The 13056-nt window shown below is 63.3% G+C and carries 8 protein-coding genes; 7 read left to right on the forward strand and 1 reads right to left on the reverse strand.

The window, feature by feature from the left end; translation table 11 throughout:
* Positions 1-13: 13 nt before the first annotated feature.
* From AC5IJH_RS02700 to atzF, 4 genes are read left to right on the forward strand one after another with little or no spacing between them, the layout of a single operon-like run.
* Positions 14-733: an urea amidolyase associated protein UAAP1 gene (locus AC5IJH_RS02700; RefSeq protein ID WP_491901254.1), complete on the forward strand. Its 720-nt coding sequence runs from the start codon at positions 14-16 to the stop codon at positions 731-733.
* 45 nt (positions 734-778) lie between these two features.
* Positions 779-1456 carry an urea amidolyase associated protein UAAP2 gene (locus AC5IJH_RS02705; protein WP_491901255.1) on the forward strand — a complete coding sequence of 226 codons (678 nt, stop codon included), beginning with the start codon at positions 779-781 and terminating at the stop codon, positions 1454-1456.
* Entirely contained in the window at positions 1449-5045 is a 3597-nt protein-coding gene (gene uca, locus AC5IJH_RS02710) for an urea carboxylase (RefSeq protein WP_491901347.1), read from the forward strand. The genes AC5IJH_RS02705 and uca overlap by 8 nt, the downstream gene beginning before the upstream one ends.
* A 34-nt stretch (positions 5046-5079) precedes the next feature.
* On the forward strand, positions 5080-6897 hold the full coding sequence (atzF, locus tag AC5IJH_RS02715; protein WP_491901256.1) for an allophanate hydrolase: 1818 nt from the start codon (positions 5080-5082) through the stop codon (positions 6895-6897).
* Between the two features lie 9 nt (positions 6898-6906).
* Here the strand turns inward: atzF and AC5IJH_RS02720 are convergent, their stop codons facing one another.
* Positions 6907-7602: a glutathione peroxidase gene (locus AC5IJH_RS02720; protein WP_491901257.1), complete on the reverse strand. Its 696-nt coding sequence runs from the start codon at positions 7600-7602 to the stop codon at positions 6907-6909.
* Positions 7603-7834: 232 nt separating this feature from the next.
* On the opposite strand from AC5IJH_RS02720, the gene AC5IJH_RS02725 reads away from it, so the two are divergent.
* From AC5IJH_RS02725 to AC5IJH_RS02735, 3 genes are all read left to right on the forward strand, one after another.
* A complete protein-coding gene (locus tag AC5IJH_RS02725; protein ID WP_491901258.1) occupies positions 7835-8737 on the forward strand; it encodes a LysR family transcriptional regulator in 903 nt (300 codons plus the stop codon).
* Between the two features lie 258 nt (positions 8738-8995).
* Complete coding sequence (locus AC5IJH_RS02730) at positions 8996-12001, forward strand: outer membrane beta-barrel protein (RefSeq protein WP_491901259.1); 3006 nt, start codon at positions 8996-8998, stop codon at positions 11999-12001.
* Entirely contained in the window at positions 11974-12723 is a 750-nt protein-coding gene (locus tag AC5IJH_RS02735; protein ID WP_491901348.1) for an outer membrane beta-barrel protein, read from the forward strand. Before AC5IJH_RS02730 ends, AC5IJH_RS02735 begins: the two co-directional genes overlap by 28 nt.
* Positions 12724-13056: the final 333 nt, after the last annotated feature.

Genomic DNA, 13056 nt, shown 5'->3' on the forward strand with positions numbered 1-13056 from the left:
GACAAGGAGACACATGGGAGCACGAGGCGAACTGTTGTGGGAGGAGACGCTGCCGGGCTGCGCGACGTGGTCGCACGTGCTGAAGCGCGGGACCGCACTGCGCATTACCGCGGAAAGCGACAGCGCGAACGTGGGCGCAATCTTTCTGAACGCAGACCTTCCAGCCGAGCGCCTCAATCTGCCCGACACGTTGAAGGCGCAGCACATCGCGAAGCTGACGACTGGAGCGGTGCTTTATTCCGACATGGGGCGAGTTCTCTGCTCCGTCGTGGATGATACGGTCGGCTGGCATGACCCGCTGGGAGGCTGCTCCGACGCGCAGATGGTTGCGCAGAAGTACGGCGAGCTCAGCTATCAGAAGGCGCGCAACGAATGGCACCAGAATGCGCTTGACGGGTTCGTGATCGAGCTCGCGAAGTACGGGCTGGACGCGCGCGATCTCCCGATGAACGTGAACTTCTTCAGCAAGGTCGCAGTCTCTGACGACGGCAGCATGCACTTCGTTCCGGGACATGCGAAGGCAGGCGATGCCGTCGAACTGCGGGCCGAGATGAACACGCTGGTGATCCTGAACACGTGCCAGCACCCGATGGATCCCGATCCGGAGTATCGCAACGTGCCGGTTCGCTTACGGCTGAGCCGTACCTCCGCTCCTGCTGCCGATGATGTGTGCAGAACGTTCCGGCCGGAGAATGCGCGAGGCTTCACGCTGACCGAGCGCTACTTCCTCTAGAGATCAGCTCCATTCACCGGACCACTTCTCCCGAGGAGACCAGTTATGCCCGAAGCAATACTCGAGACCAGCGCGCTCTCGGCAAAAGACGCCGATTTCAACGCCGTGGTGAATGCCGGCGACCCGTTCGTGCACGAGGTGCGACGTGGGGAGACGGTGCGCATTGTCGACATCGAGGGCAATCAGGCAGTGGACACACTCTTCTACAGCCTGGCGGATACGAGCGAGCGCTACAGCGCGCAGGACACGATCCGCACGCAGCGCAATATCTATCTGACGACCGGGACTCAGTTGATCTCGAACCGGCGCAACGTGATGCTGACGATCGTCGCCGACACGTGCGGACGCCACGACACACTGGGCGGCGCGTGCGCGGCCGAGAGCAACATGGTGCGCTACGCCATCGAAAAGCGTGCGATGCATGCGTGCCGCCAGAGCTTTCTGAAGGGCGTGCAGACATGGTCGGCACAGACAGGCCGCGCGATGGACAAGCGCGACCTGACCGCGAACATCAACTTCTTCATGAACGTTCCTGTCACGCGCGATGGCGGCCTGACCTTCGAGGACGGCGTCTCCGATGCGGGCAAGTACGTTGAACTACGCGCCGCGATGGATGTGCTGATGGTGATCTCGAACTGCCCGCAACTGAATAACCCCTGCAATGGTTACAATCCGACGCCCGTTGCGGTTTTGATCTGGAAGGCGGAGGGTGCGCTTGTTTAAAAAGGTGCTGATCGCCAACCGGGCCACGATTGCGTGTCGCATTGAGCGCACGCTGCGCCGCATGGGTGTTGGGTCCGTGGCCGTGTACTCGGAGGCAGACCGCCATTCGCTGCACGTCTTCGATGCGGACGAGGCGATCGCGATCGGTCCCGGTCCGGCAGCGCAGAGCTATCTGCTGGTGGACGCGATCCTCAACGCAGCAGAGCAGACGGGTGCGGAGGCGATCCATCCCGGGTACGGATTCCTCAGCGAGAACGTCGCCTTCGCACGCGCGTGCGAAGCGCGCGGGATTCGCTTCATCGGGCCGCGTCCGGAGCACATTGAAGCGTTTGCGTTGAAGCACACGGCGCGGGACATGGCGCGCCGATGCAACGTGCCGTTGCTGCCGGGGACGGGCCTGCTGCCTGATCGAGAGGAGGCCCTGGCTGCGGCGCAGCAGTTGGGCTATCCCGTGATGCTGAAGAGTTCGGGCGGCGGCGGAGGCATCGGGATGCGCGTCTGCCGCGCTGCCGCCGAGCTTGAGGATGCGTACGAGTCGGTGGTGCGGCTGAGCCGGGCGAACTTCGGCGACAGCGGTGTGTATCTCGAAAAGTTCGTGGAGCGAGCGCGGCACATCGAGGTGCAGATCTTCGGCGATGGACGCGGCAGCGTGATCGCGCTGGGCGAGCGGGACTGCTCCGCGCAGCGACGGCACCAGAAGGTGCTGGAGGAGACGCCGGCGCCAGGGCTGCGCGACGCGACGCGTCAGGAGCTGTTCGAGGCCGCGGTGCGGCTGGGTGCAGCCGTGGGGTACGCATCGGCCGGCACGGTTGAGTTCCTGTACGACGAGGATACGGCGGAGTTTTACTTTCTCGAGGTAAATACGCGCCTGCAGGTGGAGCACGGCGTGACCGAGCAGGTGACGGGCATCGACCTGGTGGAGTGGATGGTGCTCGAAGCAGCAGGAGAGCTGCCGAGCCTGAAGAACTTTGCCGTGCAGACGCGCGGCGCGTCGATCGAGGCGCGACTGTATGCGGAGGATGCGGCCCAGACTTTTCAGCCCGCTCCCGGCAAGTTGACGATGGTGCGCTTCCCTGACGCGGACCTTGCGCGCATGGAGACGTGGATCGAATCGGGCGCGACGATTCCACCGTTTTACGACCCGATGGTTGCCAAGGTGATCGTCACGGGACGTGACCGTGCAGAGGCGCTGGCGCGCCTGCAGGCGGCTCTCGCTGCGATCGCGATCGACGGTACGGAGACCAACCTGCGCTATCTGCGGCAGGTTGCGGCGTCGCCGGAATTCGTCGCTGGTTCGGTGACGACATCGTTTCTCGGCGGCTTCGCCTACCAGCGCCGGGCGATCGAGGTGCTGGAAGGGGGCACGCAGTCGACGCTGCAGGACTACCCGGGGCGCGTGGGCTACTGGAATGTTGGCGTTCCGCCTTCGGGGCCGATGGACCATCTTTCCTTTCGAATTGCGAACCGGCTGGTCGGCAACCCGGAGCAAGCGGCGGCGATCGAGTTTGCCACGATGGGCGGGCGGTTACGTTTCCACAGCGATACGGCGATCGCGATCTGCGGCGCGGACATGAATGCGAAGCTCGACGGCACACCGATCGCGCGATGGACCGCTCACCGCGTGAAAGCGGGCAGTGTGTTGTCGCTGGGCGCGGCCGCGCAGGAGGGCACGCGCGCGTACCTGGCCGTCTGCGGCGGATTCGACACGCAGCCGTATCTTGGCAGCCGCAGCACATTCCTGCTGGGCGGTTTCGGCGGAGCCGCGGGGCGCGCGCTGCGTGCCGGCGATGTGCTGCATCTGGGCCAGGCTGATGTTGTCGCTGGGCCGCCAGCCACGCTGCCCGCAGACTTCGTCCCGCCACTGACACGCGCCTGGCGGGTCGGCGTTCTCTTCGGCCCACACACTGCGCCCGAGTTTTTCACGGAAGACGATATCGAGATGCTGTTCGCGACCGACTGGAAGGTGCACTACCAGAGCGATCGCACGGGCGTGCGGCTGGTTGGCCCGAAGCCGCGATGGGCGCGGCCGGATGGCGGCGAGGCTGGACTGCATCCGTCGAACATTCACGACAATGCGTATGCGGTCGGCACCATCGATTTCACGGGCGACATGCCGATTCTGCTGGGGCCGGATGGTCCGAGCCTCGGTGGCTTCGTGTGTCCGGCGACGATCGTTCAGGCCGAACTTTGGAAGATGGGACAGTTGAAGGCTGGCGATACGGTGCGTTTCGAGCGCATCACGCTGGCGCAGGCGGAGCAGATGGAGCGCGAGCAGGATGCCTTTCTGGAGAGCCTTGCGACGCCGCCTCCCGTGCTGCCCGCCCAGTCTGCACCAGAGCCAGCGATCATCGCTGCCTTCACAGATCGAGCGCAGCCGATGGTGTTTCGCGCAGACGGAGATAAGTATCTCCTGGTCGAGTATGGCGAGCTGCGGCTGGATCTAGCACTGCGCTTTCGCGTGCACATCCTCGAGCAGAAACTTCGCGAGCGTGCACTTAAGGGCATTCTGGATATCACGCCCGGTGTGCGGTCGCTGCACATTCACTACGACAGCCGGATGATTGCGCGAAGAGAGCTGGTGTCGACTCTGGATGAGATCGACCGCACGATGCCGGAGCTGTCCGACATTACGGTGCCGTCGCGGATTGTGCACCTGCCGCTCTCCTGGGACGATCCGCAGGCGAAGCTGGCGCAGCAGAAGTACACGCAGGCCGTGCGGCCCGATGCACCCTGGTGTCCGTCGAACATCGAGTTCATTCGCCGCATCAATGGGCTGGCGAGCATCGAGGATGTGTACCGCATTGTGCACGAGGCGAGTTATCTCGTGCTGGGGTTGGGGGACGTCTATCTTGGGGCTCCGGTGGCGACGCCAGTGGATCCGCGGCATCGCCTGGTCACGACGAAATACAACCCGGCTCGCACGTGGACACCGGAGAACGCGGTGGGCATTGGCGGCGCCTATCTTTGCGTGTACGGCATGGAAGGGCCGGGCGGCTATCAGTTAGTGGGGCGCACGATCCAGGTGTGGAATACGTGGAAGACGACGGACGCGTTTCCGGCAGCGACGCCGTGGTCGCTTCGCTTCTTCGACCAGCTTCGGTTCTATCCCGTGAGTGCGGATGATCTGTTGCGGGCGCGGGAGCAGTTTCCGCATGGACGCTTCCCGCTGCGCGTGGAGGAGACGAGCTTCAGCCTTGCGGAGTATCAGCGCTTTCTCGACTCGATCCAGGCGGAGGCTGCGGCGTTCAAGCGGCATCAGCAGGCATCGTTTCACCAGGAGCGCGAACGCTGGCGCGAGGCCGGACTGCTGACGGTCGCCGATCGCGAAGAGCCACAGGTGGTATCTGCACCTGTGATGGTTGCGGATGGCTGCGAGGCCGTGTCGTCGCCAGTGACTGCAAGCATTTTTCAAATTGCTGTGAGCAAGGGCGATGCAGTGCGGGATGGCCAGAAGCTGATCGTGCTCGATGCGATGAAGACGGAGATCCTCGTGGCGTCGCACCTGGACGGCGTTATTGAAGAGGTTCACTGCGCACCCAACGCACTGGTCGAGGGCGGGCAACTGCTTGTTTCGGTGCGACCGCACTAAGCAGAGCAGCGATACGCAACAGAGGCAAGCATCCATGGACATTACGACACTGCACTCCGACTACAGCGCGGGCCGGCAGCAACCCGAGTCGGTCGTGAACGCGATCTATGACCGCATCGAGAGCGATGGACTTCGTCCAGTGTGGATCTCCGTCGTGGACCGGGCGCAGGCGCTGCGTCGCGCTCATGATCTCGCGCACGAAGAGATGCGTACGTTGCCGCTGTACGGCGTTCCCTTCGCGGTGAAAGACAACATCGATGTTGCCGGAATGGAGACGACGGCGGGCTGCCCAGCGTACGCGTATACAGCGGCGATCTCCGCGACGATCGTGCAGAAGCTGGAGGCAGCCGGCGCGATCCTAATTGGCAAGACGAACATGGATCAGTTTGCGACCGGACTGGTGGGGACGCGGTCGCCATACGGCGCGTGCTCGAGCGTGTTCGCGCGTGACGCCATCTCCGGCGGATCGAGCTCGGGCTCCGCGGTGGCCGTGGCCAACGGACTCGTCTCGTTCGCGCTGGGCACGGACACGGCCGGCTCTGGTCGTGTGCCGGCGATGTTCAACAACATCATTGGTCTGAAGCCCACGCGCGGCCGGGTCAGCATGCATGGCGTGGTGCCCGCGTGCCGCACGCTCGACTGCGTCTCAATTTTTGCGGAGACCTCGGCCGATGCAGGACGCGTGCTGAACGTGGTGGAGGGGTTCGACGAGCTCGATCCATTCTCGCGGGAGCTACGCACCGGTACGGGCGCCGCGCCGTGGAGCACCAGCATCGGCGAAGCGCGCTTCGGCGTGTTGCCAACGGAGCAGCGCGAGTTCTTCGGCGATGCGCAGAATGGCACGCTCTATGAGCGGGCGGTGGATGCGGTCGAGTCGCTGGGCGGCCAATCGGTTGAGATCGACTACGCACCACTCCGCGAGGTCGCGTCGATGCTCTATCGCGGACCGTGGTTGGCAGAACGTTTCGTTGTTGTCGAGGATCTGCTGCGTTCGCGACCGGAGGAGCTCGAGTCCACCGTGGCGGCGATCATCGCGCGGGGCGAACACTTCTCTGCAGCCGACTCGTTCCGCGCTGCATATGCGCTCAAGGCAATGCGAGCAGCCCTGCAGTCGTTGTGGAGCCAGATCGATGTGCTGCTGCTGCCTACTGCTCCGCGCAGCTACTCGCATGCCGAGATCGCCGCGGCGCCGATCGAGTGCAACAGCAACCTTGGCTTCTACACAAACTTCGTGAACCTGCTGGACCTGGCGGCTGTGGCGCTGCCCGCAGGCATGCGACCAGACGGACTTCCTTTCGGGGTCAGTCTGATCGGTCCTGCGTTCGCGGAACGGGCCCTGCTGCCGCTGGCCGATGCTCTGCACCGGCGGCTGGCGGAGACATTGGGTGGGTCACAGCGAGAGTTACGAAAGACTCCGCCGCTGCCCCCTGCAGACACACCCCATGGCTGCCTCCGCATGGCCGTAGTCGGCGCGCACCTTTCAGGACAGCCGCTGAACTGGCAGCTTACGCAGCGCGGTGGCCGGCTGCTGCGGCAGTGCCGTACCAGTCCGGAGTATCGCTTTTACGCGCTTCCCGGGACGGTGCCCGCGAAGCCGGGGCTCGTGCGCGTACCGGGATTCGCCGGCCCCGGCATCGAGGTGGAAGTGTGGGCGCTGCCCGCAGACACTGTCGGAACGTTTGTCGACGGGGTGCCGCCGCCACTTACGATCGGCACGCTGATACTCGACGACAACACACAGGTGAAAGGGTTTCTAGCGGAGCCGGCAGCCGTTGACGGCGCAAGAGAGATTACGTCGTTCGGCGGGTGGCGCGCTTACCTCGCCAGCGAGCGCGCAACGGCGCGGGCCTGAGCGCTTCGCTTATTGGCTGGCAACATCGACCGGCGGGTGAGCAGCGTCCGTTGGTTTGTAGCGATGCTCCAGGATCTGTTCGAGCGTCGCTTTCATCTCTGCGCTGTCCGGAGCGACGTCCGGGTCGAGCCGCGCGATCAGCTTGCCGTCAGGCCCGATGATGAACTTGGTGTAGTTCCAATGCACCGGGTCGGCGGGAGCCTTTCCCTGCGCCTTCGTCAGGAAGCCGTACAGGGGCAGGGCGTCGTCGCCGCTGAGCTTTGCTGGAGCCGAGACGATGAACGGCACCTTCGCGCCGGCATAATACTTCTGAATTTCGCCGTCTGTGCCCGGTTCGGACGCGCCGAAATCATTCGATGGCACACCGACGACTGTGAGGCCGCGAGCCTTGTAGGTTTCGCTGATGGCGACGAGCGGTTGGAGTTGTGCGCTGTAAGTCGACTCTCGCGCGAGATTGACCAGAAGCAGGTAGCGTCCGCGGAATGTCGAGAGCGGGATGTCCTTCCCGTCGCTGCCCGGCAGAGAGAAGCTGTAGGCGGTCGGCTCGGTCGCGGGCGGCGCCGGCCTCTCAGGAGCGGCGTGCGCGCGGCCAGGGCGCGGAGTTCCGGCGCTGCACACTGGCACGGCCAGTGACACAAGCGCGATCAGGGCGAGCGAAGCGACGCGCCTGCTCGGCCATCCCTCAGCGACTCGGATAGACGTCATCACTCCTCCGTGCGGTTGCCCCAGCATAGCTCGACCCAAGACGCTGACCTAAGAAGATACGCAGGGTCGATGGTCTGATCTATAGGACTTACCACTTTCTTCTATGCGAAAGGCCCCGTCCATGGTTTCCTGTAGCTACTCGGGTGGCTTCGCCGCGCTGCGAAGCTGCTGTACCCGCCGGTCGAGCCACGTTGCCGCCCCGGAGTGAACACCCCACTCAGGCACAGGACGCATGGACATCAACCAGCTTAAGACCTTTCTAGAGGTCGCGCGGCGCAGCAGCTTCTCACGCGCTGCGGAGTCGCTGCACGTGACACAGCCCTCCATCTCCGCCCAGATTCGCTCGCTCGAGACGTATCTCGGGCATCGCCTGCTCGAACGGGGCGGAGGCAAGGTAACACTCACCGCGGCCGGGCGCGTCTTTGAGCCCTTCGCGGAGGACTGCCTGTCGCGTTTGAATCACATGACGCTGACACTGGCCGACCTGGAGCGTTCGCCGCGCGGGTCGCTGAGCGTGAGCGCGAACGACTCGACCGCGCTGTATGTGCTTCCACTCTTCTTCAGCAAATTTCACAAGCAGTTTCCAAAGGTCGCGCTCAGCATCATCCGCGCCGAGCGGGTGAAGTCGCTGAAGCTGGTTCTCGATCGCGAAGTGGATTTCGGCGTCGTATCTTTGCCGTTGAAGGAGCCGCGCCTTCATATCGAGGTGATTCACAAAGATGATTTCGTGCTCGTGGTGCCGGCCGGGCACCCACTTGGTGGAGCGGAGCGCGCAACGTTACACCAGGTCGCGCAGCATCGCCTGCTGCTGCCAAAGCAGGGGCGGCGGCGGGAGCAGCTGGACGAATCGTTCGCGCAAGCCAACCTGGTGCCGCGCGTGGCCATGGAGCTTGACTCGAACGAGTTGATGAAGCGGCTGATCCTGAACGAGATCGGCATTGGCTTTCTGCCGCGCATCAATGTGTTGAGCGAGATCCAGGCAGGCACATTGCGAAGTGTCACGATCGAAAATGTAGATATCGCGCGCCACCTTGCGCTGATCAGCCGTAAGGATCACGTGCTGACGCGAGCCGGTCATGCGTTCTTCACGTTTGCGACTGGCGGCGTACGACCGCGGTATGAGAGCCGTTCGTAGCGTGCGAAATTCGTTTTCGTTATACCGGCCATAACGTATCGCGGAACACGTTGCTTTCCTATATTCCCCCCGACATAATTCCCTCACCCCACGGGAATATGGCGGCTCCCTTCCTCTGATCCGCACTGCGGCAGACGTTGCGGGAGAGCTGTCGCCGCTCCACGCCGAGCGATCCACTCGACCTACCGCTGTGATCGCCGGATCCGCATCCGGCGCTGCCTCTGCTTCGCATCTGCTGCGCACTTCTTGGGGGAACTCATGCGTCACTTTGGCCAGTCGATCGTCGTTGCTTCATTGCTGTCCGCCGCCACACTCGCACTCGCGCAGACCGCCACCACATCTGTGCGCGGTGTGATCACCGACAAAGGCGGCGCACTTATCGCCAATGTCGACATCGTGCTCACGGAGCCGTCGATCGGCTTCACGCAAACACACCGCACCAATGCCAGCGGCGAGTACAGCTTTCAGCAGATTCCCCCGGGCACTTACCAGATCAAGGCGAGCGCGCCCGGCTTCGCGGAGGAGAACGCGAAGGCACAGCTGCTGGTGAATCAGCCGGCCACTGTGAACCTGACACTTTCCGTTGGGACAGGGCAGACAACCGTCGAGGTCAGCGCGGAGGCGACGGCACTGAATGCGACGGACGCCACGATCGGCACACCGTTCAACCAGAGTCAGATTCAGAGTCTGCCATTCCAGGGCAACAATGTGTTCTCGCTGCTGTCACTGCAGGCGGGCGTGCTCACGCTCGGCGATCAATCGCAGACGGCGATGGATTCGGACAGCCGCGCCGGCGCCGTGAATGGCGCGCGCTCGGACCAGGGCAACCTGACACTGGACGGCATCGACAACAACACGCAGACGCAGGGCTATGCGTTCAGCGGCGTGCTGCGGCCGACGCGCGACTCAGTGGATGAGTTCCGCGTCGTGACGACCAGTTCGAATGCAGACTCCGGCCGCTCGTCGGGCGCACAGGTCTCGGTGGTAACGCGGAGCGGCACGAACAAGACGCATGGCAGCGTGTATGAGTACTACCGCCCGTCGAACACAATCGCGAACGACTGGTTTATCAAGCAGTCGGAGCTGGCCAGCGGCCAGCCGAACAGACCAGGCAAATACATTCGCAATACGTTTGGCGCCTCACTTGGCGGGCGCATCATCCCGGACAAGCTGTTTTACTTCGGCAGCTACGAAGCAGACAAAATCTCGCAGAACCGGCAGGTGACGAACGAGGTGCCGAGCGCCGGTCTGCGCCAGGGCAACGTGACGTACCTCGATGCAAGCGGGAATGTGACGACGTTGACGCCGGCCATCATTGCGCAGATGGATCCCAACTGTTCGAGCCTGGGCACATGCCCGCAGGGGCCGGGTGTGGACCCTTCGTCGCTTGCATACTTCGCGACGCTGCCACAAGCGAATGGGAATCTGCTGGGTGATGGTTACAATTTTGGTTCGTATACGTTCTCTTCCCCGAACCCGCAGTCGGACATCACCAATATCGTGAAGTTTGACTACAACCTGAATGCGCGGCAGCGCCTGTTCCTGCGCGGCAATCTGCAGAGCGACAACCAGATTGGGACGGTGCAGTATCCCGGTGGCTCACCCAGCACGACGCACTTCGACAACTCGCGCGGGCTGGGCTTTGGGCACACCTGGGCTATCTCGGACACGCTCGTCAACAGCGTTCGCTATGGATACATCCGGCAGGGCTTCGCGAACCGCGGCTCGTTGAAGGGTGATTACGTGACGTTTGCGAACATCACGCCCACGGCAGCGACGACGTACGACCAGATCGTGAACGTGCCCGTGCACAACATTGTGGACGATCTGAGCTGGAGCCACAGAACTCACACTTACCAAACCGGCGTGAACTATCGGCTGCTGCATAACAATCGCCAGGGCAATGCCACTGCGTATAACAACGCGCAGGTGCAGTACTACAGCCTGGGCGCCGGCGCGATTGCAAACACCGGGAACAGCCTGGACCCGGGCGCGTTTCCGCAGCTTGGCATTGGGGCTGTGAGCGGCGACTTTTCGAGCGCGTACAGTGACGCGATCGCAGCGGTGGCAGGCGTCATCCCGGTGGCGACGGAGTACTTCAACTACAAGGTCCAGGGGCGGAATAATCTGACGCAGTTGCCGCCGGGTGAACTGACGCGCAGTTACAAGTCGAACGAATTTGAAATCTACGCGCAGGATAGCTGGAAGGTGACGCGCGACCTGACCGTGACCTACGGCCTGCGCTACACCAGCCTGCAGGTGCCCTACGAGGTGCACGGGCAGGAGGTGGCGCCGACGGTCAACCTGCATCAGTGGTTCCAGCAGCGTGGCATCGATGCCGCGCACGGCGTGACCACGCAACCGGAGGTCTCGTTCAGCGCAGCGGGCCATGCCAACAGCGCGCCGGGATTGTGGGCCAAGGACAAGGCTGACTTCGCACCGCGCTTCGCGATTGCCTACTCGCCCACCCGCACCTCCGGGCTGCTCGGCCGGATTTTCGGTGAGGGCAAGACGTCCATCCGCGCTGGCTGGGGGATCTACTACGACCACTTCGGCGAGGGGATCGTCGATACGTTTGACGCGAACGGCGCCTATGGTCTGTCGTCGCGCGTGAACAGCCCGATCGACCTGACGCCGGACCAAGCGCCACGCTACAGCTCCACGTCCTCGGTGCCGCTCAGCATTATTCCGCCGACGGCGGCGGCGACGACGCTGCCGGCGACGCCCGGCAATATCGAGGCACTGACCTGGACGGTCGACAACCACGTGAAGACGCCGTACGCACAGGCGATGGACTTCTCCGTGCAGCGCGAGGTCGCGAAGGGGTGGACGGTGGAGGCGGCGTATGTCGGACGCTTGGGCCGGCGTCTGCTGCAGAACCTGGACCTTGCCACGCCGGTCAACCTCGCCGACTCGGGGAGCGGCATGACGTGGTTCCAGGCGGCTGCCATCCTCTCCGCAGCGCGGACGGCGAATACGGATGCAGGTGCGATTGCGCCGATTGCGTACTTCGAGAACATGTTTCCGAATGCTGCCGCGAACGGCATGAGCGCGACACAGAACATCTACAACGACCTGTGGAGCGCGGGCACGGTCGGCAATGAGACGTTCCCGCTCTACTCGCTCGACCTTGGCTATTACCCGGGCAGCCCGGGTGGCCAGACAAACCGATTTTTGATGGGCAGTACGCTTCGGTCTACGCCTGGTCGTCTGTTGGATCGAGCGACTACCACGCACTGCAGCTCTCAGCGCATCACCAGATGAGCCACGGTCTGCAGCTCGATGCCGAGTACACTTTCGGCAAGTCGATCGATCTGGGGTCCGACTCCGAGCGCACGGACTTCAACAAGGGCCAGACCTCCTCGAGCATCATCAATGCGTGGAATATTCGCGGGAATCGAGGCGTCTCTGACTTCGATACGCGGCATGCAATTTCTGTCGATGGCGGTTACAATCTGCCGTTCGGCCAGGGTGCTGCATTCTTCAGCAACACGAGTTCATTCCTGAACCGGTTCATCGGCGGCTGGAACCTGTCGGGCCTGTCTCACTGGACGAGCGGGCTTCCCTTTTCCGGGATCGACGGCGCTGGCTGGAGCACGGACTGGGCTGTGCAGAGCTTCGCTCGCGTCACCGGCAAGGTCTCCTCTGGCGGCCACCGCATCATCAACGGCCAGCCGAACGCCTTCGAGAGCCAGACGCAGGCACTGGCGAACGTGACGGCGCCATTCGCCGGGGATTCCGGCTCGCGCAACGCATTCCGCGGTGACGGCTACTTCTCGATCGACAGCAGTCTCGCCAAGGTGTTCCCCATCGTCGAGTCGCAGACGTTGAAGTTCCAGTGGGACGTCTTCAACACGACCAACTCTGTTCGTTTCGATCCGGCGAGCGTGCAGGGCAATCCGTTCAGCGCCAGCAGCTTCGGCGTGTACAGCCGCCAGTTAGTGGAGGCGCGGCGCATGCAATTCTCGTTGCGCTACAGCTTCTAGGCGGCCGGAACCATCGGGCGCGTGCTTGGCAGACGAGCGCGCGCCCTTCTTTTTGCTGCATGGCGGCAGACCTGCGATGCTGTTCCACACCGGCGAGGCATGATGACCAAAGCATGGACACTACTGGCGGCAGCAATGCTGCTGCTCCCTTTCCAGAGAAGCGCGACGGCTCAACTACCACAGCCTGATGGCGGACGCTTCGAGCGCGGCACGCTGCCGGAGCACTGGCTTTCGCAGCAGCCGAGATGCATGGAGATTCCTGACTGGCAGGTGCATGAGTACAACGCGAACTTCTACTTACTGCGGCAGTCGCCGTGCACCGACTACGAGAAG

Origin of the sequence: Candidatus Dedyshia acidiphila, assembly GCF_051025295.1 — a bacterium.
In the GTDB taxonomy this organism is placed as follows: Bacteria; Acidobacteriota; Terriglobia; order Terriglobales; family Acidobacteriaceae; genus KBS-83.

What these genes read in the sequence shown, in the direction of transcription:
- AC5IJH_RS02700 (WP_491901254.1), top strand. Translation starts at nt 14, where the DNA reads ATGGGAGCACGAGGCGAACTGTTGTGGGAGGAGACGCTGCCGGGCTGC.
- AC5IJH_RS02705 (WP_491901255.1), top strand. Translation starts at nt 779, where the DNA reads ATGCCCGAAGCAATACTCGAGACCAGCGCGCTCTCGGCAAAAGACGCC.
- atzF (WP_491901256.1), top strand. Translation starts at nt 5,080, where the DNA reads ATGGACATTACGACACTGCACTCCGACTACAGCGCGGGCCGGCAGCAA.
- AC5IJH_RS02720 (WP_491901257.1), bottom strand. Translation starts at nt 7,602, where the DNA reads ATGACGTCTATCCGAGTCGCTGAGGGATGGCCGAGCAGGCGCGTCGCT.
- AC5IJH_RS02725 (WP_491901258.1), top strand. Translation starts at nt 7,835, where the DNA reads ATGGACATCAACCAGCTTAAGACCTTTCTAGAGGTCGCGCGGCGCAGC.
- AC5IJH_RS02730 (WP_491901259.1), top strand. Translation starts at nt 8,996, where the DNA reads ATGCGTCACTTTGGCCAGTCGATCGTCGTTGCTTCATTGCTGTCCGCC.